20 protein-coding genes and 1 pseudogene are annotated in these 24,111 nt (G+C 65.6%); 8 read left to right on the forward strand and 13 right to left on the reverse strand.

From position 1 onward, the window contains the following. Positions 1-284, reverse strand: a 284-nt coding sequence (locus AC3AYF_RS04205) for a LysR family transcriptional regulator (protein ID WP_487779425.1), incomplete at its 3' end; no start/stop codon positions are given. A gap of 146 nt (positions 285-430) precedes the next feature. Here AC3AYF_RS04205 and AC3AYF_RS04210 point away from each other — a divergent pair. The 3 genes from AC3AYF_RS04210 (at position 431) to AC3AYF_RS04220 (ending at position 3,416) form a co-directional block, all read left to right on the forward strand. Continuing rightward, the gene (locus AC3AYF_RS04210; RefSeq protein ID WP_487779426.1) at positions 431-2,020 is read left to right on the forward strand and encodes a UxaA family hydrolase; all 1,590 of its coding nucleotides are present in this window, start codon (positions 431-433) and stop codon (positions 2,018-2,020) included. An 88-nt stretch (positions 2,021-2,108) separates the two neighbouring features. Further along, entirely contained in the window at positions 2,109-2,294 is a 186-nt protein-coding gene (locus tag AC3AYF_RS04215; protein ID WP_110709550.1) for a 2-keto-3-deoxygluconate permease, read from the forward strand. A 258-nt stretch (positions 2,295-2,552) separates the two neighbouring features. Continuing rightward, positions 2,553-3,416 (forward strand): 2-keto-3-deoxygluconate permease, encoded by an 864-nt coding sequence (locus tag AC3AYF_RS04220; RefSeq protein WP_295036848.1) that lies wholly within the window; start codon positions 2,553-2,555, stop codon positions 3,414-3,416. Positions 3,417-3,513: 97 nt separating this feature from the next. On the opposite strand, the gene AC3AYF_RS04225 is transcribed toward AC3AYF_RS04220, so the two are convergent. After that, the gene (locus tag AC3AYF_RS04225) at positions 3,514-4,563 is read right to left on the reverse strand and encodes an oxidoreductase (protein WP_295036849.1); all 1,050 of its coding nucleotides are present in this window, start codon (positions 4,561-4,563) and stop codon (positions 3,514-3,516) included. 181 nt (positions 4,564-4,744) lie between these two features. Here AC3AYF_RS04225 and AC3AYF_RS04230 point away from each other — a divergent pair, with 181 nt between their 5' ends. Then, positions 4,745-8,122 (forward strand): molybdopterin-dependent oxidoreductase, encoded by a 3,378-nt coding sequence (locus AC3AYF_RS04230; RefSeq protein ID WP_295036851.1) that lies wholly within the window; start codon positions 4,745-4,747, stop codon positions 8,120-8,122. 74 nt (positions 8,123-8,196) lie between these two features. Here AC3AYF_RS04230 and AC3AYF_RS04235 read toward each other — a convergent pair whose 3' ends face one another. Next, positions 8,197-9,453 (reverse strand): acyltransferase family protein, encoded by a 1,257-nt coding sequence (locus AC3AYF_RS04235; protein WP_487779427.1) that lies wholly within the window; start codon positions 9,451-9,453, stop codon positions 8,197-8,199. Positions 9,454-9,873: 420 nt separating this feature from the next. Between AC3AYF_RS04235 and AC3AYF_RS04240 the strand changes: the two genes are divergently transcribed. The 3 genes from AC3AYF_RS04240 to AC3AYF_RS04250 all read left to right on the forward strand — a co-directional run bounded on the left by AC3AYF_RS04240 (position 9,874) and on the right by AC3AYF_RS04250 (position 12,403). Continuing rightward, entirely contained in the window at positions 9,874-10,641 is a 768-nt protein-coding gene (locus AC3AYF_RS04240) for an SDR family NAD(P)-dependent oxidoreductase (protein ID WP_295036855.1), read from the forward strand. Between the two features lie 105 nt (positions 10,642-10,746). After that, entirely contained in the window at positions 10,747-11,661 is a 915-nt protein-coding gene (locus AC3AYF_RS04245) for a DMT family transporter (protein ID WP_295036856.1), read from the forward strand. A gap of 85 nt (positions 11,662-11,746) precedes the next feature. Continuing rightward, entirely contained in the window at positions 11,747-12,403 is a 657-nt protein-coding gene (locus AC3AYF_RS04250; RefSeq protein WP_295036858.1) for an epoxyqueuosine reductase QueH, read from the forward strand. 16 nt (positions 12,404-12,419) lie between these two features. Here the strand turns inward: AC3AYF_RS04250 and AC3AYF_RS04255 are convergent, their stop codons facing one another. The 10 genes and pseudogenes from AC3AYF_RS04255 to nrdR form a co-directional block, all read right to left on the reverse strand. Then, the gene (locus AC3AYF_RS04255; RefSeq protein WP_295036860.1) at positions 12,420-13,037 is read right to left on the reverse strand and encodes a LysE family translocator; all 618 of its coding nucleotides are present in this window, start codon (positions 13,035-13,037) and stop codon (positions 12,420-12,422) included. A 112-nt stretch (positions 13,038-13,149) separates the two neighbouring features. Then, a pseudogene (gene lon, locus AC3AYF_RS04260) lies at positions 13,150-15,526 on the reverse strand (endopeptidase La). 147 nt (positions 15,527-15,673) lie between these two features. Beyond that, on the reverse strand, positions 15,674-16,999 hold the full coding sequence (locus AC3AYF_RS04265; RefSeq protein ID WP_295036862.1) for a DUF945 family protein: 1,326 nt from the start codon (positions 16,997-16,999) through the stop codon (positions 15,674-15,676). Positions 17,000-17,253: 254 nt separating this feature from the next. Next, positions 17,254-17,727 (reverse strand): phosphatidylglycerophosphatase A family protein, encoded by a 474-nt coding sequence (locus tag AC3AYF_RS04270; RefSeq protein ID WP_295036864.1) that lies wholly within the window; start codon positions 17,725-17,727, stop codon positions 17,254-17,256. Next, positions 17,724-18,695 carry a thiamine-phosphate kinase gene (gene thiL / locus AC3AYF_RS04275; RefSeq protein ID WP_487779428.1) on the reverse strand — a complete coding sequence of 324 codons (972 nt, stop codon included), beginning with the start codon at positions 18,693-18,695 and terminating at the stop codon, positions 17,724-17,726. The genes AC3AYF_RS04270 and thiL overlap by 4 nt, the downstream gene beginning before the upstream one ends. Position 18,696: 1 nt before the next feature. Continuing rightward, the gene (nusB, locus tag AC3AYF_RS04280; protein ID WP_110603001.1) at positions 18,697-19,197 is read right to left on the reverse strand and encodes a transcription antitermination factor NusB; all 501 of its coding nucleotides are present in this window, start codon (positions 19,195-19,197) and stop codon (positions 18,697-18,699) included. Continuing rightward, positions 19,194-19,676 carry a 6,7-dimethyl-8-ribityllumazine synthase gene (ribH, locus tag AC3AYF_RS04285; protein ID WP_295036869.1) on the reverse strand — a complete coding sequence of 161 codons (483 nt, stop codon included), beginning with the start codon at positions 19,674-19,676 and terminating at the stop codon, positions 19,194-19,196. Before ribH ends, nusB begins: the two co-directional genes overlap by 4 nt. 170 nt (positions 19,677-19,846) lie before the next feature. Beyond that, on the reverse strand, positions 19,847-20,980 hold the full coding sequence (gene ribBA / locus AC3AYF_RS04290) for a bifunctional 3,4-dihydroxy-2-butanone-4-phosphate synthase/GTP cyclohydrolase II (RefSeq protein ID WP_487779429.1): 1,134 nt from the start codon (positions 20,978-20,980) through the stop codon (positions 19,847-19,849). A gap of 157 nt (positions 20,981-21,137) precedes the next feature. After that, positions 21,138-22,304 (reverse strand): bifunctional diaminohydroxyphosphoribosylaminopyrimidine deaminase/5-amino-6-(5-phosphoribosylamino)uracil reductase RibD, encoded by a 1,167-nt coding sequence (ribD, locus tag AC3AYF_RS04295; protein WP_295036873.1) that lies wholly within the window; start codon positions 22,302-22,304, stop codon positions 21,138-21,140. Between the two features lie 59 nt (positions 22,305-22,363). Beyond that, positions 22,364-22,852 (reverse strand): transcriptional regulator NrdR, encoded by a 489-nt coding sequence (gene nrdR / locus AC3AYF_RS04300; protein ID WP_295036875.1) that lies wholly within the window; start codon positions 22,850-22,852, stop codon positions 22,364-22,366. Positions 22,853-23,107: 255 nt separating this feature from the next. Here nrdR and AC3AYF_RS04305 point away from each other — a divergent pair. Further along, positions 23,108-24,111, forward strand: a 1,004-nt coding sequence (locus tag AC3AYF_RS04305; protein WP_487779430.1) for an alpha-amylase family glycosyl hydrolase, incomplete at its 3' end; no start/stop codon positions are given.

A 24,111-nucleotide genomic window follows, 5' to 3' on the forward strand; every position in this document is an offset into this window, starting at 1 on the left:
ATCCGTGGCTCCAACGGGGGGCCTAATATAGGCCGCGTCGCGCCCGGTTGGGAGATCGCCACCTGCTCGGCAGCCTTGTGAATCGAGCCGCACTCCTCCAGCGCCATCAACAAACGCAGCTGACGCAGGCGCAGACGCGACATCAGTGTCTCCAACGTCGGGGGCATCGACGACTCCTCTCGCTTATGACGTGACCAGAACCAGACTTTGTACGCAAACTGCCTACACTCGCCGACTTTTCGTGCAACCCCTAAGACTTTGGACGAATGCGCGGTCGTTATCATTCGATCAGCAACTCTCAGTAGTGCGACACATGGCGACCGGATAGGGTGGAGCCAGCACGGAAATCATAATAACCGACTGATTCAAAAAGAATTAAAGATAAAGTCGCATAGACCAAAGTGGCACGACTCGCCCGAGGAGCCGATTGATGGCACTAATCGAACACACCACCGAGGCTCCCGCCTCGATCATTCGACTGCACGAACGCGATGACGTGGTCATCGCCCGTGTCCCGCTGCCGAAGGGGAGCGAGATCCTGCCGGGCATCGTTCTGACCAGCGCCGTGCCGGCCGCGCACAAGATCGCGATCCGCGCGCTCCGGCAGGGCGACATGGTTCGACGCTACGGACAGATCATCGGCCGCGCCACCCGCGCCATCGAACCCGGCGATCATGTCCACGTCCACAACCTTGGCATCGGCGATCTCGAGGGTGACGGCCACGAACAGGGCGATGCCAAGGGCTACGTCAAGGACTATGCCATCGGCAGCGAGGTCACGCCCGTCGAGCGGATTTCCCCCGCCGCCACTTTCATGGGTATCCAGCGTGCGGATGGCCGGGTCGCGACGCGCAACTACATCGGCATTCTCACCTCGGTCAACTGCTCCGCCACGGTCGCTCACGCCATCGCCGATCACTTCCGTCGGGACGTCCATCCCGAAGCGATGGCAGCCTACCCCAACGTGGATGGCGTCGTGGCACTGACCCACGGCGTGGGATGCGCGGTGGCCGCGGACGGCGAGGCCCTGGAGATGCTCCAGCGCACGCTCGCCGGCTATGCGCGACACGTCAATTTCGCCGCCGTGCTGGTCATCGGCCTGGGCTGCGAGACCAATCAGATCGACACCCTGATCGAATCCCAGGGCCTGAAACCCGGACCCAAGCTTCATCCGTTCACGATTCAGCAGATCGGCGGCACCACCAAGGCCATCGCCGAGGGGATACGCCATATCGAGCAGCTGCTGGCGGAAGCCAATCAGGTCGAACGGACACCGTGTTCCGTCGAGCATCTTCGGGTCGCGCTGCAGTGTGGCGGCTCCGACGGCTACTCCGGGATCACCGCCAATCCGGCGCTGGGCGCCGCCGTCGACCGGCTCGTTGCCCACGGCGGCAGTGCCGTGCTCGCCGAGACCCCGGAAGTCTATGGCGCCGAGCATCTGCTGACACGCCGGGCGGTGAGCCCGGCAGTCGCCAACAAGCTGATCGAGCGCATCCACTGGTGGGAAGCGTTCTGCCGGGTTCGCGGCGCGTCCCTCGACAACAACCCCTCCGCCGGCAACAAGGCGGGCGGCCTGACCACGATCCTCGAGAAATCGCTGGGCGCGGTTGCCAAGGCCGGCACCACGCCGCTGGTTGAAGTGCTCGAGTACGCCGAACCGATGCGCGAGCGCGGTCTGGCATTCATGGACTCTCCCGGCTTCGACCCGGTCTCGGTCACCGGCCAGGTCGCCAGCGGCTGCAATCTGATCGCCTTCACCACCGGTCGCGGCAGCGCCTTCGGCTGCGCGCCGGTGCCGTCCCTGAAGCTATCCACCAACAGCGCGCTCTGGCGCCACCAGTCGGACGACATGGACATCAACTGTGGCGCACTGACCGACGGCGACATCGACATGGAGCAGCTGGGCGAGCAGATATTCCAGCGCTTGCTGACCCTGGCCTCCGGCGAGCGCAGCCGCAGCGAGCGTCACGGCTACGGCCAGCAGGAGTTTCTGCCCTGGCAGATCGGCGTCATCACCTGAACTCGCGGGTTCTCCGAACACGCATGTCGCTTCACCCCGCAAGCCACCTTCCACGGCGCCCCTCTCGCTCTGGCATGGAGAAGATCACATGTCGATTCCCGTATCACGCGTCCCCATCTACGACACGCTCAACCGCATCCCCGGCGGCCTGATGATCATTCCGCTGATTCTCGGGTCGATCGTCGGCACGCTCGCGCCCGCCGCGCTGGAGATCGGCAGTTTCACCACCGCGCTGTTCAAGGACGGCGCCATGGCGTTCATGGCCGGAGGCTGACTCCGTTGATTACATCGCCGCGACGATGTCTATTTCGCTTCATGGCTAGGCGCGAAGCGCGTGGTGTAGAGATTTACACGAGGGCTTTGCAACGACGCCAGGGAGTGAAATAGACGCGTCCCTCCGGGTTGCCGTCAAAATCCGCTCTCAACTGCGTTGCTCGGCGCTCTTTTGGCCCACCAAACTTCTCGCCTCGCGCCTTGTGAGAGCGGATTTTGCCTGGCAACGCGACTGATGGGATCAGCGGAGTCAGCCTCCTTGATCTTCGCCACCGGCATGCAGATCACGCCGCGCAACGCCGGCCCCATCGTCGGCACCGCCAGCGTCATACTCCTGGCCAAGAGCCTGATTCCCGGTGTGCTGATCGCGATCCTGGGCCTGACCACCGGCATGCAGGGCCTGTTCGGGATCTCGATCCTGGCCATGCTGGCCGCGATGGACAACAGCAACGGCGGTATCTGGCTCGCCTTCACCGGCCGCTACGGCGACCAGCGCGACCGCGGCGCCTATATTGCCAGCGCCATCAACGACGGCCCCTTCTTCACCCTGATCCTGATCGGCGCATCGGGCCTGGCCGACATACCGCTGGAGGTGTTCATGGCGGCGATCATCCCGCTGCTGCTGGGGATTCTGGTCGGCAATCTCGATCCCAAGTGGACCGAGGTCATGCGTCCGGTGCCGGAGATGGTGATCCCCTTTTTCTCGTTCGGCCTCGGCACCGGCATCAATCTGACCGACGTGCTGCACGGCGGACTGACCGGGCTGGCGCTGGGCCTGCTCGTCGCCCCGCTCACCGGTGGACTGGTCTACCTCGGCTATCGATATCTGTTGAAACGCGGCAGACGCAGCGGTATCGGCTTCGCCGCCGGCACCACCGCCGGCAACTCCATCGCCACACCGGCAATCGCCGCTGCGGCCGACCCGTCGCTGCAATCCTATGTCGGTGTCGCCACGACCCAGGTCGCGGCCTGCGTGCTGGTCTCGGCGCTGATGGCGCCGGCCATCGCCTCGTGGCTGCTCAAACGCAATGGCGAATTGCGATCGCCGGAGGAAATACCGGCCGAGGACGGCGCCCATGACGACGCTTCGGCCCGCCTGGGGGCCGCTCCCCTCCCGAAATGAGTCGTGGGGAGGGTTCGATCCCCAGTATCACGCCGCCTCGAGCCAGCGAATTCGCTGGCTCGATGTCATCGCGGGAGGTCGAGACGTCAGGGAGAGGTCACGACAGCGTGACCACCTGCCCCGACTCGGCGCTTCGAATTCCCGCTTCCAGCACGCGCATGACCTCCAGCGCGGCTTCGGCCGTCACCGGCAGCGGCGCGCCGCCCTGAATGGCGTCTCGGACGCCGGCGTAGTAGGCGAGGTAGTCGCCGGGCAGGGTCGGTACTTCGTGCAGCTCCGGCTGAATGCCTTCGCGTACCTGGCCGACCGTCAGCATGCCGTGGCGCCAATCCTCTCCCCAATGCGGCGACGGCAGCCGGTCACCGCGCTTGAGCATCTCCTCCTGCGGGTCGAGGCTATGCTTGACATAGCTGGCTCGGGTGCCGTGAACGGTGAAGCGCGCGCCGGGGGCGGAAACCAGGGTGCCGCCGTGGAGGATCACGCGGCACTCCCGATAGCGCAGCACGGCGTGGAAATAGTCGTCGACCCTGGCCCCCTCCCGTTGGCAGGCCAGATCGAGCGAGATGGCATCCGGCGTGCCGAACAGTACCAGGCTCTGGTCGAGCAGATGCGAACCGAGGTCGAACCAGGCACCGGCGCCGGGGGCGGGATCCTCACGCCAGCGCTGGGCGACCTCCGGCCGAAAGCGATCGAAATGGGATTCGAAATGGACGATCCTGCCCAGCGACTGACTGTCGATGAGATTGCGCACCGTCAGGAAATCCGAATCCCAGCGCCGGTTGTGGAACACCGACAGCAGGCGTCCGGCCTTGCTGGCCTGATCGCACAGCTTGCGGGCTTCGTCCGCCGTCACCGTGAAGGGCTTGTCGACCACGACATGCTTGCCTGCCGCCAGCGCCTCGCTGACCAGCGAATAATGCGTCGCGTTGGGCGTGGGGATCACGACCAGATCGATATCGTCGCGCTCGAACAGCGCCCCCGGCGTTGGCTCCACCGGCACGCTCGGCCAGTCGGCGTTCACCTTGCCGGCATCCCGGCTTGCCACCGCCACCAGAGACAGGCCTTCCTGCGCGGTGATCAGCGGCGCGTGGAACCGTTTGCTGGCCATGCCGTAGCCGACCAGCCCCACACGGATGGATCCCTTCATGCTGCTTCCCTTAGAGATGAATTCGCAATCGCTTCGCGGGGCGACCCGGCGAGGCGCACTCGCTTGCTAGGGTACCGCATCTCGAACGCCAAGAATCCATGGCGAGCCAGAGTCGATACTATTGGCCCTCGACGACGCTGAGCGATACGGTTAACCGTGACGCGCGTTCCGGTACGGTCCCATGACAACGCTGAACAAGATTCCCGGCTTCTGTACGCTATGCCGCTCGAGATGCGGCACGCTCAATCATCTCGATGGCGACCGGCTGATCAAGGTCGAGGCGTTGCCCGGCCACCCGACCGGGCGCGCCACTTGCGCCAAGGGGCGAGCGGCGCCGGAACTCATCGACGATCCGGCGCGAATTCTCCACCCGCTGCGGCGAACGCACCCCAAGGGCGCGGAAGACCCGGGTTGGGAGCGCATCGGCTGGGAAGACGCGCTGGCCCTCGTGGCCGAAAGATTGGCGTACTACCGGGACACGCACGGCCCGGAAAGCGTTGTCTTCAGCGTCACGACGCCCAGCGGCACGCCGATGAGCGACAGCATCGACTGGGTCGAGCGCTTCATTCGCCTCTACGGCAGCCCCAACACCCTCTACGGCACCGAGATCTGCAACTGGCACAAGGATGTCGCCCACCGTTTCACCTTCGGCTGCGGCATGCCGACCGCCGACTACGCCAACTCGAAACTCAACGTGCTGTGGGGGCACAACCCTTCACACGTCTGGCTCGCCCAGGCCGGGGAGATCGCCGCAGGCGGTGACAACGGCGCCAGGCTCCTGGTCGTCGACCCGCGTGAAACACCGCTGGCCAAAAGAGCCGACCTGTGGCTCCCCATACGCCCGGGTACCGATGGCGTGCTGGCGATGGCCATCGCCCGGGAACTGATTCGCCACGAGCGTTACGATCAGTCGTTCATCAGAAACTGGAGCAATGCGCCTCTGCTGGTGGACGAGGCGTCGGGAAAGTTCCTGAAAGTCTCGAACGGCAATTTTCTCGTCTGGCATCTCGAGAGCGGGCAACCCGTGGAGCTCGACACCCGGCTGCCACCGACCAACGACCAGACCCGGGCGCTGGCTCTGGAGGGCCGCTATCGCCTGGTGCGGGAAGGCACCGGGGCGTGTCATGCCCGCCCCGCCTTCGACCATTACCGCCGGGCGTGCGACGAGTGGCCACTGGAACGCGCCGCCGCCGTGACCGGACTCTCCACCGAGACCATCGTTCGTGCCGCCGAGATGATCGCCGAGGCCGGAGCGGCCGTGAGCTATCACGCCTGGACAGGAATCGGCCAGCACGCGAACGCCACCCAGACCGAGCGCGCACTGGCGACACTCTACGCACTGACCGGCAGTTTCGATCGGCCCGGAGGCAACCGCCAGTGGACCCGGCCACCGACCAACAGCGTCAATGACATGGAGCTGCTTGCCGAGACGCAGAGACGCAAGGCGCTGGGTCTCGACGCACGGCCGCTAGGGCCCGCGTCGAGCGGCTGGATCAGTGCCGAAGCCCTCTACGAGGCCGTCGAGACCGGCCTGCCCTACCGGCCCAGGATGCTGTTCGGTTTCGGCGGCAACTTCCTGGTCTCGCAACCCGATCCCGCCCGCGGCGAGCGCGCCCTTGCCGCGCTCGAATTCCACGTTCATTGCGATCTCTACCCCTCCCCCACCAACGCCTACGCCGACCTCCTGCTGCCGGTCGGGACGCCGTGGGAACGCGAGGGGCTGCGGGTCGGCTTCGAGATCGATCCCGACGCCGTCGCCCACGTTCAGCTGCGCCCGGCAATGGTGTCGCCGCGCGGCGAGGCGCGCCCGGACCATGCCATCGCCATGGCGCTGGGCTGCCGGCTGGGAATGGGCGAAGCGTTCTTCGACGGCGATATCGAACGAGGCTGGAACCATATCCTGGCGCCCTCGGGCCTCGACGTCGAACGCCTGCGCCAACGACCCGAGGGCTACCGGGTGGCGCTGACCCAGACTCCACGCGGCTACGCCATCCAGGACGCCTCCGGCCGGCCCAGGGGCTTCGAGACCCCGACACGACGGGTGGAACTCTACTCGCAGACGCTGGCCGATGCCGGTTATCCCGGTGTGCCCGCCTATCGACCATCCTCACTTCCCGAGCCACGCCTTCCGCTGACCCTGGTCAGCGTCAAGAACGGCTTCTACTGCCACAGCCAGCAGCGCCAGGTTGCCTCGCTGCGGCGGCGCTCGCCGGAACCGACGCTGACCATCGGTTCCGAGCTGGCGCGTGCCAGAGGATTGAACGCCGGCGACCGCGCGGAGCTGCTGGGCGTTCGAGGCTCGATCGTCCTCGACGTCGTCATCGACGAGACGCTCGCACCGGACCTGGTGATCACCGATTACGGCTGGTGGCAGGCCTGCGATGATCTCGGGCGTCCCGGTTCCCCGCTTCATGGCCCCGGTTCCCGCAACGTCAACGCCATCATCGACACCCGCCGGCGCGACCCGATCAGCGGCGCGTTGCCGCTGCGCTCGGCGCCGTGCGATATCAGGCGCTCCCAAACCGCCCCCGGGAGGTGGCAGGGCTATCGTCGCATGCGGGTGAGCGAGCGAATCGTGGAGACGCCGGAGGTCACCTCGTTCTGGCTGGAGCCGGCCGACGGCCTCAGCCTGCCCGACTACCTGCCCGGGCAGCACATCGCGACGCGCCTCACCCGGGACGGACGACATCTCCAGCGCAGTTATTCGCTCTCCGGCCCTGCCGACGCCTCGGGGCATCGGCGTTATCGTATCTCCATCAGGCGCGCGCCAGATGCGATGCAGTCGGTGGAGAGCGTTTCGGCCTACTGGCACGACCGGGTGGCGGTGGGCGACGAGGTCGACATTCAGGCGCCAGCAGGACAGTTCACGCTTCCGCGCCGCCATCGTCTGCCCATCGTGCTGATGGCGGGAGGTATCGGGATCACGCCCTTCCTGTCGCTGCTCGAGACGCTGTCACGCGAGACCTCTCCGCAGATGCCGGACATCACGCTGCTCCACGCCAGTCGCAACCGCCATCTGCACGCCTTTCGGGAACGCCTGGCGGAACTCGCGACGGCGCTCCCGAGGTTGCGCATCGTTACGGCCTATAGCGCGCCAGAGGAGGGAGACCGAGGCCACTCCATGAGCGGCCGAATCGACGGCGAGACCCTGGCGCGACTGCAACTGCCACAGGAGGCGCGTTACTACCTGTGCGCCAGCCCCGCGATGGTGGACGATCTCACCGCGGCCTTGCGAACGCGAGGCGTCGCCCCCCAGGCCATCTCCAGCGAGATCTTCCTCTCCCCGCCCGCGCCGGCGACTCGGGGACTGCAGCCGAGACGGATCCGTCTCGCGCGGACGGGATCCGAATTCGTCTGGCATCCGCAAGAGGGATCGCTGCTCGACAGCGCCGAGCGGCATGGCGTCGCCCTGCCGAGCGGCTGCCGGGTCGGTCAATGCGAGAGTTGCGCCGTCGGCGTGATCGCGGGGGAGGTGGACGCGCCGAGCAACGCCCTCGAAGCGGGCCAGTGCCTCAGTTGCCAGGCCGTCCCGCTCACCGACCTGACACTGGATGCCTGACTTTCATCCCGGCACATGACGAGGCACATGACGACGACCTGCGGGGCCGCCGACACGGGCTCTCGCTGACGGACTCACGCCTGGACCGCTCTCGCTGCCGAATGCCGTTGCCACGCCGACGGCAATCGCGCTTCCAGCCATCGGCGGACCGGCGCGACCACGAAGCGCTGCATCAGGAGCGCCAGGACGACGATCATGGCGAGGTGGAAGGCCATGGTCCAGAGCGGGATCGCGAACTTGAGCGCCACGTTGCTGCTGTCCACGACCCAGCTCTCGTGCCATCGCTGCAAGAGCCAGCGGGTCGCCCTCGCGGTCGGTCCGATCAGCGGCGTGTGCAGGGCGAAGATACACAGCGCGGACTCCCCCAGTCGCTGAGCCCAGGCTTTGACCGCCGCGCCTTGCGGAGCCGGGAAGGCACACACGCTGAGCAGCACCAGCGCCTGGAATGGCAGCAGCAGGCCATTGTGGGTCAGGTAGTAGAGATGCAGCCCGTCCATGTTCAACAGCAGGACCCCGACGGGGACGCCGCACAGGCCCAGCGCCAGCAGCGGGTAGCGGAACCGCCGTACCAGGTCGCCGACGCGCGGGGACTGCCAGGCGCGATAGAGCACGATGCCGGTCAGGAACTCTGGCAGCCGAAACAGCGGGTTGCGATGGAGCACGCCAACCGTCACGTAATCGAACGACCCCGCCAGCGTGGCGACGAGCGGCCCCAGCGCGTAGAGCCCCCAGATGCCCAGCAGCACCAGGCCCCAGCGCTGGACCCGCATCAGTCGCGGCCCCAACCACGGGAAGCAGGCGTAGAAGAAGAGCAGTGCGGAGATCGACCACGAGGCCCCGTTGAGCCACAGGAAGCGCGGCTCCCAGGCCTGGAGGAGCGTCAGTTGCAGCGCGATATGGCCAATGGCGCTGGGCCACGACAATCGCTCGGCGAAGTCGGCCCTCACCTCGTCGCTCAGGGGATAATAGGGGTGCGTATTGAAGTAGACATGAACTCCTTCGGGGCGAATGGGATACTGGATCAACAGCAATCCGATCGACAGCAGCATCGTCATGACATGAATCGGATAGAGATTGCACAAGCGTTTGGCGACGAACGCGGGGCCGTGCATCTTCATCTCCCCGGCGTGATCCAGCGCCACGTGGGCGAGCAGGAACCCGGACAGCAAGAAAAAGGTGCTGGTGGCGAAAAAGCCCATACCGATGAAGCTTCTCAGCATCCCCGGCATGTCGCTATAGATGCCGCCGAAGTGATAGGCGACCATCCACAACGCCATTAGAAAGCGCAGCCACTCCAGGCCGTAGTATCGCTGTCGTTTGATAGTGGACATCCTGTCACCTCCTTTCTTACCGCCGGACAGTGCCTGACGACGTGATCGACGGACGAGGCGCATCTCACGCCAGTGAGCGCGATACCGAAACGGCGCCGTGGAAGAACGGCTAACGCGATGCGAAGCGATTGCGCGGGGTCGTTATGACGTTATTATCGAAGGGCGGGGGCGCGCCGCGACGGTAGGCACGGATCGTGTCATGATCGTCGTCAAAGTGTAACAACATCGCAACAGAAACCGCTCGGCGGCCCCGGGAATCACTCTTTTTTACACAAACGCCCTGGCGCTGTCGCCACCAGCAGACACCTGGCCACCGCGCTGACGGGTCATCGGGACGCGCCCTCGGATTCCCTCGACCCTCAAGCGCCCCGCGCGGGTTGTCTTTGCGCACCCCCACACTCATCTCGACCAGGAGTTACCATGAACCAGCAATCCCCCGTCGCTTTCATTACCGGTGCCACCTCGGGATTCGGACGTGCCTGTGCCCACCGCTTTGCCCAAGCCGGCTGGTCACTGGTCCTCAGCGGCCGTCGCCAGGAGCGGCTGGAGGCGGTCAAAAGCGAGTTGGAGAGCCAGGTCCCGGTGCACGTCGCCACACTGGACGTACGCGACCGGGAGGCGGTCGCCCGGGTGGTGGAGGAGCTGCCCTCGGATTTCAAGGCGGTGAAGGTGCTGGTCAACAACGCCGGACTGGCCCTGGGTGCCGGCCCGGCCCAGGAGGCCAACCTGGACGACTGGCAGACGGTGATCGATACCAACATCACCGGCCTGGTCAACGTGACGCGAACGCTGTTGCCGACGTTGATCGATGTCGGGCGCGGCGCGACCATCGTCAATATCAGCTCCACCGCGGCGCTATGGCCCTACCCCGGCAGCCATGTCTACGGCGCGTCCAAGGCGTTCGTCAATCAGTTCTCCTACAACCTGCGCTGCGATCTCAAGGGCACCGGGGTTCGCGTCACCGATATCGCCCCCGGCATGTCGGAAACCGAATTCACGCTGGTCCGGATGAAGGGCGACCAGAGCGCTCACGACAAGCTCTACGGCGGCGTGGAGCCTATCCAGCCGGAAGATGTCGCCGAACAGGTCTTTCTCGCCGCGACGCTGCCGCCGCACCTCAACATCAACCGTCTCGAGCTGATGCCGGTCTGCCAATCCTGGGGCGGTCTGTCGGTGGATCGGGGCTGAGACACACCGGCGGGAGGGGCCCGGCACTGCCGGGAATCGCTTTCCGTGAGGCGCCAGCAGTTCGGGACACCGGCCGCTGCCCCACAATTTCCACGACGGATCGACATGACTGAATCCTCCTTCGCAGAGCCATCCGCTCGCCGGCGTCAGCCGTTGTGGCTCTCGACGGCGCCGGGCCTTTTCCTGCTGTTGTGGTCGCTGGGATTCCCGGTCGCCAAGATCGGCACGCAGCACGTCGATCCGCTGCTGTTTCTGGGGCTTCGCTTCGCGCTGGTGCTGCTGATCATGCTGCCGGTCTGGCTATGGCTGCGCCCACCGATGCCGGCCAGGCTCGGCGCCTGGGGCCATCAGGCGATGGTCGGCTTCCTGATCCAGACCGTCTACTTCGGCTGCTGCTACAGCGCCTTCGCCCTCGGCAGTTCCGCCGGCGTGGTGGCACTGATCGTGTCACTGCAGCCGATACTGGTCGCCCTCGCTGCCCCGGCCATGGTGGGAGAAACCATCGGCAGGCGGCGCTGGATCGGCTTCCTGCTGGGCTTCGTGGGCGCCGTGGTGGTCATCTTCGGTCGCTCGACCGTGGAAGGCACGACGGTCGGCGGCTTGCTGCTGGCGCTGGCCGCCCTGCTGGGGATGAGCGGTGCGACACTCTACGAGAAGCGCTTTGGCGAGCCACTCCATCCGATCAGCGCCAATCTCATCCAATACCTGACCGGCTTGATCACGACACTGCCGCTGATCGCGCTCTTCGGCCACTTCACGCTCGAGCTGGACGGCGCGCTGGTCGGATCGCTGGCCTACCTGGTCATCGGCAACTCGTTGATCGCCATCTCGCTGCTGCTGGCGATGATCCGCCGCGGCGAGGCCTCCCGGGTATCCGCCCTGTTCTACCTGGTGCCGCCCTGCGCCGCGCTGTTCTCCTGGTGGCTCATCGACGAAGCCATGCCACCCGTTGCCTGGCTGGGCATGGCCATCGCCGCCGTCGGGGTGGCCCTGGTCAGTGGCCGGCGAAGGCGCCGCTGAAGAGACTCGACGTTGACGACACCGGGCTCGCGACGCACCATGAGCCATGATTCGGAAATCGCTTCACGACCAGGCCAATCCCACCATGTCCACTGCCGACGAGCGCCAGACGCTCCACCTGCCCCCAGGGCACACCAAGCTGCTGCTTCACTCCTGCTGCGCCCCCTGCTCGGGGGAGGTCATGGAAGCGCTCCACGCCTCCGGCATCGACTACGCGATCTTCTTCTACAACCCGAACATCCACCCCAAGAAGGAGTACCTGCTGCGCAAGGAGGAGAACATCCGCTTCGCCGAGCAGCACGGCATCGAATTCATCGATGCCGACTACGATACCGACAACTGGTTCGCCCGTGCCAAAGGGATGGAGTACGAACCGGAGCGCGGCATCCGCTGCACCATGTGCTTCGACATGCGCTTCGAGCGCACGGCGCTCTACGCCAGGGAGAACGGCTATACGCTGATCTCCAGCTCGCTGGGCATCTCGCGCTGGAAGGACATGAACCAGATCAACGACTGCGGCCACCGCGCCGCCGCGCCCTACGAAGGGATCGAGTACTGGGATTACAACTGGCGCAAGAAAGGCGGGTCGAAGCGCATGATCGAGATCAGCAAGCGCGAGCGTTTCTACCAGCAGGAGTATTGCGGCTGCGTCTATTCGCTACGCGACTCCAATCTCCACCGCAAGGCGCAGGGCCGCGACCTGATCCAGCTCGGCGTCCAGTACTACGGCGATGACGAGTGACGAGAGCCCCTCGCCATCAGCTTTTCGCTATCAACAGCGCGCCGGCGCCGATCATCAGCGAACCGGCGCCCCGGTTCAATCTGCGCTGTGCCCGGGTCGACCGCAGGGCTCTCCGCGCTCTTGCGGCACCGACGGCGACCAGGCAGAGCCCCGCCATCAGACCAGCGACCGTCAGCATGACCAACAAGGCCAGGGCGGAACCGCCGAGCCGCTCCAGATCGACGAACGTGGGCAGGAAAGCGATATAGAACAGGATCACCTTGGGGTTCGAGGCGGAGATCAGAAATCCCTGCGCCACACCGGCCAGATTGCCGCCAGGCTTGCCGGGCGAGGCCACCTCCGCGTTCTGCACCGGGGCTCTCCATAGTTTCCAGCCGAGATAGAACAGATACAGCGCCCCCAGCACGCGAATCACGCCGAAGACTTCGCCCCAGTGCTCCGCGATGGTGGCCAGGCCGAAGGTCGCGAGCAGCAGGTAGAGCACGTCGCTGAGTGTCATGCCCACCGCCATCGGCAGACATCGACGAAACCCCGCGTTCATACCCGTGGCGATCAGGGCGAACACTCCCGGGCCCGGCGTGATGGCAAACAGGAAGATGGCCAGCAGATAGGTGACGGCGCTTTCGAGAGCCATGGCGATCGCGTTCCTTTATCGACGAGCGTCGATTATCCGATTCCGGCCAGCGGCAGCGCAAGTGCACTGCCGCCAATGGCGTCGTCCGGGCACGCCTCGAGAGACCACGGTCTCAGCGGCCGAAGACCACCCTGGAAACGTCTTGGTAGACCTTGGCGAAATGCACCGTCACTCCCGCCTTGAGATAGTCCGGCAACTCGTCGTAATCGCGCTTGTTGGCCTCCGGCAGGATCAGTTCGAAGATCTCGCTGCGTCGGGCGGCAATCACCTTCTCGCGGATGCCGCCGACCGGTAGCACCTGCCCGGTCAGCGTCAGCTCGCCGGTCATCGCCAGCGGCCGGTCGATGCTCTGGTTCCGGGCCAGCGACATCAGCGCCGTGGTCATGGTGACGCCCGCCGAAGGGCCGTCCTTGGGCGTCGCCCCCTCCGGCACGTGGAGATGGACGAACGCTTCGTTGAAGAAGTCGGCGTCGGCGCCATATTCGCCCAGGTGGCCCAGGGTGTAGCTGTAGGCGATATTGGCCGACTCCTGCATCACCTCGCCCAGCTTGCCGGTGAGCTTGAAGCCACGGGTCAGCGCATGCACCTTGGTCGCCTCGATGGGCAAGGTGGCACCGCCCATGGCCGTCCAGGCCAGTCCGGTGACCACGCCAACGCCCTTGAGCACCTTCTCCTTGCGGAACAGCGGCGCGCCGAGGAACTCCTCCAGGTTGTTGACCGAGACCTTGACCGTCTCCTGGTTCTGCTCGAGCATCTTCACCGCCGCCTTGCGCACGATCCGGTGCAGCTGCTTCTCCAGCTGTCGGACGCCGGCCTCGCGGGCGTAGCCCTCGATCACCTGCTTGAGCGCGGCATCGGTCAGGTTGATGCGTTTCTTGGGGATGCGATCACGCTTCAACAGCTTCGGCCACAGATGGTGCTTGGCGATCGCCACCTTCTCCTCGGCGATGTAGCCCGAGAGCCGGATCTGCTCCATGCGATCGAGCAGTGGCCCGGGAATGGTGTCGAGCTGGTTGGCGGTACAGACGAACAGCACCTTGGAGAGGTCCAGCCGCACGTCGAGGTAGTGATCGAGGAAATCGACGTTCTGCTCGGGGTCGAGCACCTCCAGCAGCGCCGAGGCCGGATCCCCCTGGAACGACTGTCCCATCTTGTCGATCTCGTCGAGCATGATCACCGGATTCTCGACCTCCACCTCCTTGAGCGCCTGCACCAGCTTGCCCGGCATGGCACCGATATAGGTGCGTCGAGAACTTGCGCCCCAGGGCATCGGCGATGGAGCGGCCGACGGAGGTCTTGCCCACCCCGGGCGGGCCGACCAGCAGCACGATGGAACCGCCCACATCGCCCTTGAACGACCCCTCCGCCAGAAACTCGATGATGCGTTCCTTGACGTCGTTCAACCCGTCGTGATCGCGATCGAGCACGCCGCGGGCCCGCTTGAGATCGAGCTGGTCCTCCGAGGTGATGCCCCAGGGCAACGACGTCAGCCAGTCGAGATAGTTGCGGGTGGTGCCATACTCCGGCGAACCGGTCTCCAGCACCGACAGCTTGTTCAGCTCGTCGTCGATGCGCTCCTGAACCCGCTCCGGCACCCGCAGCGCCTCGAGACGGCCGCGGAAGGTGTCGACGTCGCTCTCGCGATCGTCCTTGGAGATACCGAGCTCTTTCTGGATGACCTTGAGCTGCTCGCGCAGGAAGAACTCGCGCTGGCGCTCCTGCATCTGCGAGTTGACCTGTTCGCTGATCTGGTTCTGCAGCTGGGCGACCTCGATCTCCTTGCGCAGCAGCGGCAGCACCTTCTGCATCCGATCCATGATCGGCAGGGTCTCGAGCACGTTCTGCAGCTCCTTGCCCTTGGCGGAGGTGATGGCTGCAGCGAAATCGGTCAACGGACCCGGTTCGTGCGGGCTGAAGCGGTTGAGATAGCTCTTCAGCTCCTCGCCGTAGAGGGGGTTGATGGGCAGCAGTTCCTTGATGCCGTTGATCAACGACATCGCGTAGGCGCGCGCTTCCTCCGCCTCGGCATCGACCGGCTCGCGAGGATAGGAGACCTCCACCAGGTAGGGCGGTGTCTTCGACAGCCAGCGGTGAATGCGAAAGCGCCGCATCCCCTGAGCGATGAACTGGATCTGCTGTTCCTCGGTCTGGTTGCGATGAACCTTCACCGCCGTGCCGATCTCCGGGAAGCTGCCGGGGTTCAATTCCTCCATGCCCACATCGCCCACGAACGCCACGCCCACCATGTGATGGGGGGTGTTGGCGACGCGCTTCATCGTCTCCTCCCAGCGCTGGCGCTGGATGATCAGCGGCTGCACCTGGGCGGGGAAGAAAGGACGGTTGTGGATGGGAAGGAGATAGATCCGTTCCGGCAGATAATCACCGGAAGGGACGACGGCACCGGCGGCTCGCTGCGACTTGGGGTCGCCTCCAACGGCGTCCTGGCTGGCTTCGAAGTAGTCCGTGGCGTCGCGGTCGTGTTCGCTCATCATTCACCCTGAGTTCGAGGCCAAAGCTGGCCGAATGACCAAGGGATGTGGGCACAGGGGCGGGAGTTCAAGTCGGCGACCGGAGATCGGCGCGGAAATCGTCGGGCCGCGCTCGAAAGCGCGGCCCCGTCAGGCATCTGGACGCTGTCAGTTCGAGTCGTTCGTCGGCGGCAACAGCGGTATCCGCTGACCATCGACGTCGAGGACGCCATCCGCCAGTTCGACCTGTAGCGGATCGCTGCCCAGCGGCAGTCCGAGCGTCATCAGCAGCATGGCCGGCGCACCCTCGAGGGTGAGGCTGCCCTGCAGGCGGCGGAGGAGCCCACGCTCCAGCGCCTCGTCGCCCATCGTCTCGGGATCCCACGCTTCGATGCCGGCGCCATCGACACTGAGTTCGCCCTCGCCGCGCATCTTCATGCCCAGCATCGGGCTGTCGGCGCTGAGACTCTCCAGCGACAGGCGCGGCGACCCGGCGAGCAGCGCCTGGATCGACGGCTGCAACGGCGCCAGTGCGGACTCGAGCGCCTGATCGTCATCGGCGTCGGCGGCGGTCTGAATGGCCGTCAGGTTCTCTTCCAGCGCCTTCGCCAGAGCCCGGTAGGCGTCACCGTCGACCCGATCCAGCGCCAGCGTGAAGCCGCCGCTGAAGACCGACTGATCCTGGATTCGGGTATCGCCCAGGTCGGCCTTCAGCTGCATCGTCAACTGATCGGCGTCGAGCGTCGCATCCACCGCGTAGCCGATATCCCGGGTGACCACGCTGGGGCTGCCGCTGGGCGTGACCGTCGTGGTGGGGAACGTCAGCGCCATCTCCTGATGGAACGCCTGGTCGTCGCCCTCGAACGTTCCGGAAACCGTCGCCCCCTCGATCAGGACGTCGGTCTGATCGTCGGTCAATCGCAGCCGCGGAGCCTCTCCTTTCATGGTGACATGATCGCCGACCTGCTCGACGTCGAGCGTCGATTCGGCGGACTCCAGCTGCATGTCACGAGCCGGCGTCACCTCCCCCGCGACCTCGCGTGCCGGCACGGTGACCGTCTGCGAGAAACTCGGCAGGGTGAAGTGGCCCTCCAGCTTCTGCTCGCGGGTCAGGAAGCGCCCGCTCCAGGTCATCGGCCCCTGGCTCTCGAGCACGTCGCCGAATAGCGTCTGGCCCCCACCATCGCGTACCTGCGCCTCTCCATCCAGGGTCGTCTCGAGCAGGCCATGATTCGCCCGATAGGGGACGTCGACCGCGACGGCGTCAGCACCCCGCGCTACCGCGACATAACGCGCCTCGATGCGGCCGGATGAGTGAAACCAGCCGCTGTCGACCTCCTCGCGCGAGACCTCCCAGTCGGGGCGGGCGTCGAGCCGCGCGACCAGCTTGTCCATCTCGCTATCGAAGCGCTGGCTAGAATAGGCCTGGGTCCCCAGGTAGCCGCCGCCGGCCAACACGATCACGACCGCTCCTGCGATCATCCATTTACGCATGCACTGCTCCAGACGTTGACGTAAGAAACGCTGTTAGGAACCACTGCATAAATGCCTACAGGCGCGAATGGCTGTGTTGCGCGGTACTCGAGAACTCGCCTAACCCCATGTTATGTCTCGTTCTCTGCGTGCCGTGCGCCTTGCCCTTCATCGCCTTCGGCAATTTATTCAGCGTTTCCTTAGATCCACACTGACTCGGCCTGCATGGGACGTCGTCTTGTTTCGCTCGTGGCTCGTGGCTCGTGGCTCGTGGCTCAATGCAGCCAGAACCAGAGGTGCATCGTGCTCCAGGCGTATACGCCGGCGAGGATATCGTCGAACATGATGCCGATCCCCCCGGCGACCCGGCGATCCACCCAGCGAATCGGCCAGGGCTTGAGAATATCGAAGACCCGGAACACCACGAATCCCCACAGCGCGGCCTCCCAGGAAAACGGTACCGCCGCCATCGTGAGCCAGTAGCCCACGAACTCGTCCCAGACGATACCCGAATGGTCGTGCACCCCGAGATCGCGGGAGGTGGTTTCGCAGAGCCAGATCCCGACCAGCGTGGCCACGCCCATCAGCCCCATGTAGATCGCCAGCGGCAGTCCCGACAGCAACCAGTAGAAAGGTATCGCCGCCAGCGTCCCGAAAGTCCCCGGCGCGAACGGCACGGCGCCACTGCCCAGCCCGAAGGCCAGGAAATGGGTCGGTCGACGCCAGACACTGGCGGGAGCCCGGTTCATGGGAGAACCTCCGGAAAGTGATCCCAGCCCTGGCGCTCGAGATAGCGGGGTTCGATGCCGTGAATGCCCGCGGCAGCGACGATTCGTCCGATCGGCGTCAACGGCAGGTGGAGCGGCGCCAGGCGGCGCTGCGCCTCGGCGAGATCGGCGGCGGCCATCGTCACCAGCAGTTCGTAATCATCGCCACCATTGAGCACTCGCTCCCGCACCTCGTCCAGCTCAAGAGTCGCCCGCAGCGGCGTCGCCAGCGGCAATGACTCCAGGTCGAGCCTGGCGCCCACCCCGGAGGCCGACAGCACGTGCCGGAGATCCGCCAGCAGGCCGTCGGAGATGTCGATGGCGCTGGTGGCGAAGCCGCGCAGCGCCTCCCCCGCCGACAGACGAGGCTCGGGATGCAGATACGCCTCGAGCAGAGGGTGCCCCGGGTCGCGTTCGCCCTGCTGCCAACGGGCAAGGCCCGCGGCCGCGCGCCCCGGATAGCCGGTCACCGCGACCAGATCGCCTTCCCGGGCACCGCTGCGGCGCAGCGCCTGCCCGGCCGGCAGTTCGCCATGGACCGTCACGCCGATCGTCAGCGCACCGCGAGTGACATCGCCGCCGACCAGTTCGCAGCCGCTGCGTTCGGCCAACCCACGGAATCCGTCGGCGAAGGCCTCGATCCACACCGGATCGGCAGCGGGAAGCGTCAACGCCAGGCAGCACCAGCGGGCTCTCGCGCCCATCGCGGCGAGATCGCTCAAGGCCACCGCCAGGGCGCGATGGCCAATGGCCGCGGGCGGTGCGTCATGCGGGAAATGGACGTCGACCACCGACGTATCGACGCTGATCGCCAGCTGCTGCCCCGGAGAGGGTGCCAGCACGGCGCAGTCGTCGCCGTTACCGACGACGACATCGCTACGCCCGGCTGTCGCGGGTCGCGACAGGTAGCGAGCGATCAGGTCGAATTCGCTCAAGGAGGTGCGACTCATGTCAACGACGGCGTGCAGCGACCTCGGCGCCCCGCAGCCGCGAGGCGAGCTTGTCGAGTATGCCGTTGACGTATTTGTGGCCGTCGGTGGCGCCAAATATCTTGGCCAGCTCCACTCCTTCGTTGATCACGGCCCGGTAGGGAACCTCGGGACGGCGGGACAATTCGTAGGTGCCGAGGCGCAGAATGGCCAGCTCGATGCGGTCCAGGTCCTCCAGACGCCGATCGAGCAGTGGCGCGATCGCCGCGTCGAGCTCCGCGCGGTTGTTGGCCGTATTGTGAAGCAGGTCGTGGAACAGCGCCTTGTCGGCAATCTCCATCACCTTGTGCCAGTTCTCGTGATCCTCGAGATCCTCGTCGGCGATCTGGGAACGGAACTCGGCCTCGACGGCGGTGATCGACTTCCCGGTCATCTGCCACTGGTAGAGTCCCTGGACGGCAAGCTCCCGGGCTGCGCGGCGGGACTCCTGGGCCGGTGTCGGCTGACGTGACGGTGAACTCATGCCTCGCCTCCCAGTCGCTTGAACAGCGATACCATTTCCATCGCCGCCATGGCTGCCTCGGTGCCTTTGTTGCCGGCCTTGGTGCCGGCACGCTCGACGGCCTGGTCGATGGAGTTGACCGTCAGCACGCCGTTGGCGATGGGCGTCACGAACTCCAGTTGCAGGCTGCTCAACGACGAGTTGCAGTTGCCCGCGACATATTCGAAGTGCGGCGTGCCGCCACGGATCACCGCGCCCAGCGCGACGACGGCGTCGGGGCGGGAAACCTGCAGTACGCGCTTGACCGCCAGCGGCAGCTCCCAGGCGCCGGGGACGTGGATCAGCTCGATGTTCTCTTCACTGACGCCGTGCCGCGTCAGGCTGTCGACGGCACCCTCGACGAGGCTGTCGACGACATGGTGATTGAAGCGGCCCACGACGATGGCGTAACGGCCATCGACATCGGTGAACTGACCTTCCAGTTGCGCGATCGGTTGCATTGTCGGGTTCCGGATACACTGCGTCAGGTTCGTCAGTCACTCGAACCTGAACGCGATAAAACAGACTGATTGGCCGGCGCCAGAACCTAGCGCTCGGCGCGCGAAGCCGGCCATCTTACCATGGCCGCGCGGCCATACCATGCTCACACGAGCTGTGACTCGAATCTCGGTCAGGCGTCGCCGCTGACCAGTTCGACCACCTCGAGATCGAAACCGGAGAGCGCCGAGAAACGCCACGGCGAGCTCAACAGTCGCATCTTCCCGACACCGAGCTGACGCAGAATCTGCGCCCCGGTGCCGATGGAAAGGAAATTCCCGGCACCATCGGTGGCGCTGCTGCGCGGCGACGCCCCCCGCCCGAGGACGTCGTCGAGCTGCTGCTTGAAGTCGCCCGGCGGGCGCGCATCATCCAGCAGCACGAAAACGCCTGACTCCGCCCGGCCGATCTCGGCCAGTGCCGTGTGGGCGGTCCAGTGGCTGTCCGCCCGGCACAGGGCCAGCAGATCGCGGAGGGTATCGCCGCCATGCACCCGCACCGTCGTCGGCGTGTGCCGGGAGGGCTGCCCCTTGACCAGCGCCAGGTGATGCCTGTCCTGAACGGTGTCGTGGAAGACATGCATCGTCATGTCGCCGAAGGCCGTTCGAACCGGCATCTGCTCGACGGCGTCGACGGTGCGCTCGTTGAGCATGCGGTAGTGGATCAGGTCGGCAATGGTGCCGATCTTGATGCCGTGTTCCGCCGCGAACCGCTCCAGCTCCGGCCGCCTCGCCATGGTGCCGTCGTCGTTCATGATCTCGCAGATCACGCCCGTCGCCTCGAAACCGGCCATGGCGGCCAGGTCGCAGGCCGCCTCGGTGTGACCGGCACGGCGGAGCACGCCCCCCGGCTCCGCCATCAGCGGAAAGATATGCCCCGGCTGGACGATATCTTCCGGCTTGGCGCCACGCGCCGCCGCGGCACGCACGGTGAGAACGCGATCCGCTGCAGAAATGCCGGGGGAAACGCCGGTGGCGGCCTCGATGGAGACGGTGAACTTGGTGCCGTAGCCGGAGCCGTTGTCGCTGACCATCAGCGGCAGCTTCAACTGCTGGCAGCGCGCCTTCGACATCGGCTGGCAGATCAGGCCACGAGCGTGGCGGGCCATGAAGTTGATATGGTCGGCCTCGACACACTCGGCCGCCATGATGATGTCGCCCTCGTTCTCGCGATCCTCGTCATCCATCAGGATGACCATCCTGCCCTGCCGGATCTCTTCCAGCAGGACATCGATGCCGGCCAACTGATTCGATTGCGCTGTCGTCATTGATGACTCGTCCAATGAAACCGCCGTCCACTGAAACCGCCGTCTACTGAAACCCCAGGGGTCGATGCGGCACAGCCTACCTGTCGCGGGACGCGGACGCTACTGTCGGGTGGCGGCGACGCGGTGCGCTATCGGGGACGCCGCCACTCCGCCGGAGTCAGCCATCCCTGAGCGGGCGTGCCGAGATACGCCAGTCGTCACCCAGCGCCCGGATGTCGTCGATCTTCAGCCGCCGCTGCTGGCTCATCGTCGCCAGCCCCGGCAACGCGAACAGTGGCCGCGCCTCGCTGCCCAGCAACGTGGCCGCCATGAACAGTTCGAGACGGTCGACACAATCGGCCTCGAGCAGCGCGCCGGCCAGCGTGGCACCGGTCTCGACCAGCACCTCGCTGCAGGCTTCCCGGGTGGCGAGATGGCGCAGCAGGGCCGTGAACTCCACGCGCCCCTCGGCATTGGCCGGCATCACCACCACCTCGGCGCCAGCGGCCTCGAGCCTGCGACGCCGCTCGCTCATCTCCGCCTGGATCGTGAATACCAGCGTACGCCCCGGTTCGCTCAGGCACGCCGCCGCCAGCGGCATGCGCAACTGACTGTCGAGGATCACTCTGAGAGGCTGACGCCGGGCGATCGCTTCGGCATCGTCGAGCCCCAGTTGATCGGCGCGCACCGTCAGCCGGGAGTCGTCGAGGATGATTGACTCGACGCCCGCCAGAACCGCGCTGGACTCGGCCCGCAGTCGCTGGACCTGCCGCCGCGCGGCCGGACCGGTGATCCACTGGGACTCTCCGCTCGCCATCGCGGTACGGCCGTCCAGGCTCATCGCCATCTTCAGCGTGACCCTCGGCAACCCTTCGCGCATGCGGCGGATGAAACCGGGATTGAGCCGACTGGCGGCCTCTTCCCGCAGCCCCACGGCGACATCGACGCCGGCGTCGCGCAGCATCGCGAATCCCCGGCCCGATACCTGCGGGTTGGGATCTTCCATCGCCGCGACGACCCGGGTCACGCCCGCCTCGATCAAGGCCAGGCTGCAGGGCCCGGTGCGCCCGGTGTGCGAGCAGGGCTCGAGCGTGACGTAGGCGGTCGCTCCCCGAGCCGCCTCGCCGGCCATCCGCAGCGCGTTGATCTCGGCGTGAGGCTCGCCGGCCCGTACGTGAAAGCCTTCCCCGACGATCCGGCCATCCCTGACCAGCACGCAGCCGACCCGAGGGTTGGGATCACAGCTGTAGCGGCCCTGCCAGGCAAGCTGGATCGCCCGGTCCATGCAGGATTGCGGGGAGAGGGATTCGAGGATCGAGATGGACTCGGGGATCGATGACGACATGAGGGCTCGCTCGGTAGCAGGGAAAGCGAGGAGACGATAGTGACGGGACAGGCATCGACTCAGCGCTGGCCGCCCTCGTCACCCGACGAAAGATTCGGCTCCTGGGACAGCCGGTCGATCTCGGCGCGAAACTCGTCGAGATCCTGGAAACGGCGATAGACGGAGGCGAAGCGAATATAGGCCACGTGATCGAGGCGCTGCAGCGTCTCCATCACCTCTTCGCCCACTTCTCGCGCCTCCACTTCGCGATCGCCTCGGGCTCGCAACCGCTGGCGAATGCGCTCGACCGCCGCCTCGAACGACTCCACGCTGACGGGGCGTTTCTCCAGCGCACGTGCCATGCCCGCGCGCATCTTCTGCTCGTCGAAACCCTCGCGGGAGCCATCGGACTTGACCACCCGGGGCATCACCAGCTCGGCGGTTTCATAGGTCGTGAAGCGCTCTCCACACTCTGCGCACTGACGACGGCGACGCACCTGATCCCCCTCGGCCACCAGGCGGGAGTCGGTCACCTTGGTATCGTGCGTACCACAGAAAGGGCAATGCATCGTCGGGGTCTACCTGTCAGCGTGGGCGATGAGCGCGATCGCCGCTCTTGTTGATGAATGCGGTAAGAAGCCGTATGAGAACAAGAGTGTACCGGTTTGGGCAACATAGCGGAAATACGCGAAAAAGCCTCGGCCATTTTGATGTTGGCCCATCTTCTGCAAGGATGTTGTGACAATCTTTGACAACGACGTCCTTGACAACGACGCCTCGAATCCCAGATCGCGTACGTCAACCGCCGATACCAGGAATCGCCCATGCCCAGCCGTGTCGCGAATTATCCCGCGCTTTCCGAAGAAGCCTTCATGGCCCGCGCCAGCGCGCGCCTGGAGGAGGTATATGGTCCCCGCCGCGACGAGATCATGCGGCGCCTGATGACGCTGCTGATGCACCAGCGCAGTGCGCTGGACACCTCGCCGCGCCCCACCTGGAGCGAGCGCGACCAGATATTGATCACTTATGGCGACACCATCGTCGATGGCGAGCGTCCGCCGCTGGAGGTGCTGGACGACTTTCTCACCACGCGCCTCAACGGGACGTTCAGCGGCCTGCACATCCTGCCCTTCTTCCCCTGGAGCAGCGACGACGGCTTCTCGGTGATCCACTATCGAGAGGTGAACCCCAAGCTCGGGGACTGGCAGGATATCCGCCGCCTCGCCTCTCGGGTGGACTTGATGGTCGATCTGGTCATCAACCATGTCTCGCGCGATTCGCTGTGGTTCATCGACTATCTCTCGGGTACGCAGCCGGGGCGTGACTACTTCATCGAGATGGACCCGGAAACGGACCTCTCCATGGTTACGCGGCCGCGCAATTCGCCGCTTCTGGTACCGGTATCGACGCGTCGCGGCACGCGCCACCTGTGGGCGACCTTCTCCGAAGACCAGATCGATCTCAATTTCGCCAATCCGGACGTACTGCTCGAATTCATCGGCATCCTGCTCTTCTACGTCCAGCAGGGCGCTCGCATCATCCGCCTCGACGCCATCACCTACCTGTGGAAGGAAGTCGGCACCACCTGCGTCCACCTGCCCCAGACCCACGCCATCGTGCGCCTGCTGCGGGCGGTTCTGGATTTCATGGCACCGGGGACACTGCTGATCACCGAGACCAACGTGCCGCACCACGAGAACATGAGCTACTTCGGCCTCGAAAGACAGGGCCTCGAAAGACAGGGCAGGAGCGACGGCGAAGCGTCGCAATCGATGCCCGACGAAGCGCACATGATCTACCAGTTCACGTTGCCGCCCCTGCTGGTGCA

It is taken from the genome of Salinicola sp. (assembly GCF_982684285.1).